General features: G+C 53.4%; 2 protein-coding genes. One reads left to right on the plus strand and one right to left on the minus strand.

Annotated elements, in window-relative coordinates:
- A partial coding sequence (locus LKK83_RS09535) for a hypothetical protein (protein WP_324630850.1) occupies positions 1 to 201 on the minus strand: 201 nt, incomplete at its 3' end.
- On the opposite strand from LKK83_RS09535, the gene LKK83_RS09540 reads away from it, so the two are divergent.
- Complete coding sequence (locus tag LKK83_RS09540; RefSeq protein ID WP_324630851.1) at positions 179 to 1,456, plus strand: protein kinase domain-containing protein; 1,278 nt, start codon at positions 179 to 181, stop codon at positions 1,454 to 1,456. The genes LKK83_RS09535 and LKK83_RS09540 overlap by 23 nt on opposite strands.
- Positions 1,457 to 1,574: the final 118 nt, after the last annotated feature.

Below are 1,574 nucleotides of genomic sequence, written 5' to 3' on the forward strand. Positions count from 1 at the left end.
GACGCACCCTACCATATATGGCCGCACCTTTCCCATTGTGTTCATCGTACCACAAATTTCCCGGCAAATTGTAAAGTTTTGATAAAAATAACCGCCGAATTTCATCGGGCAGGAAAAACCGCCAACCCTGGTGGTAAAATAGAGGGTCAAAGGTTCAGCCATGTGAAAGGGTTTAAGGATGCTTGCCACCGTCACGCTCATCGTTACCGAAGGCAGTTTGCAAGGACGAAAATTTGTCTTCGACTCCCGCACCACCTGCATTGTGGGACGCGCCCCGGAGTGCAACCCGCAGATGCCCAATGACAAAGCACATAGCAAAATTTCCCGCTATCATTGCTTGCTCGATATCAATCCGCCCGCGATTCGGGTGCGCGATTTCGGCAGCAAAAATGGCACCTTTGTGAATGGTCAAAACATCGGACAGCGCGCCGCTCATCACAGTCCAGAAGAAGGGGCCAAACTGCAGTTTCGCCAGTACGATTTAAAAGAAGGGGATGAAATTCGCTTGAGCGATACGGTATTTCGCGTGAGAATTGATGTTACCAGCGAAGCAGAAACCGAAGAACCGATGCCAGTAATTTCGCTTTCCGGAAGCGTGCCACCAGAGGGAGAGTTCCCGGAAATTGAGGGCTATCGAGTTTTGCAATTGTTGGGGAAAGGGGGATTTGGTGAGGTATATCTGGCGCAGCAAGAGGAAACCGGGGAAACCGTGGCGCTGAAACTGATGCGTCCCGAAATTGTAGCCAATCCGCGCGCGATTCGCTGGTTTCTGCGAGAGGTGGAAAATATGAAGCAGTTGCAGCATCACAATGTGGTGCAACTGAAGGAGTGCGGCTATGGGGAGCAACTGTTCTTTTTCACCCAGGAATACTGTAACGCGGGCAGCGCGATGGATTTGATGGAACGACGGGGGGGGAAATTATCCCTCAGCGAAGCAGTCCCCCTGACCCTGCAGGCGTTGGAGGGGTTGGAGTACGCTCACAATGTGGGATTAGTCCATCGGGATTTCAAACCGGCGAATATTTTCCTCTCCCGCGTGGGTCAATCCTATATCGCCAAGGTGGGAGACTACGGCTTGGCGAAAGCGTTCGATTTAGCCGGATTGAGCGGTCAAACCCAGACGGGGACGAAGGCGGGGACGCCGGTATTTATGCCGCGCCAACAGTTGCTCGATTTCAAGTATGCCAAACCGGCGGTGGATGTGTGGGCGGCGGCGGCTTCTTTATACTATTTCTTGACTGGGGCATTTCCGCGCGATTTTACGGGCCAAGACCAAGACCCGTTTTTGGTGGTGTTGACCACCTCGGCAATTCCCATCCGCGATCGCGACCCTTCGATTCCCCAGTCGTTGGCGCAGTTAATCGATTTAGGGTTGCAGGATAACCCAGAGATTTATTTTAAAAATGCCGCCGCCTTTCAACGGGCCCTATCCCAGGTGTGGCGATCGCTCTCGTAATCCCAAAACCTCGTAGGGTAGGCAATACCCATCATCCCCGGTTCGGGCATTGCACGGATTGGCATTGCCCACCGGAGGCCATGCTAGGAGGCTGAGCCTCGCGGGAGGGTTCCCAGGC

It is taken from the genome of Phormidium sp. CCY1219, from assembly GCF_035615515.1.
Classification (GTDB): domain Bacteria; phylum Cyanobacteriota; class Cyanobacteriia; order Cyanobacteriales; family Laspinemataceae; genus CCY1219.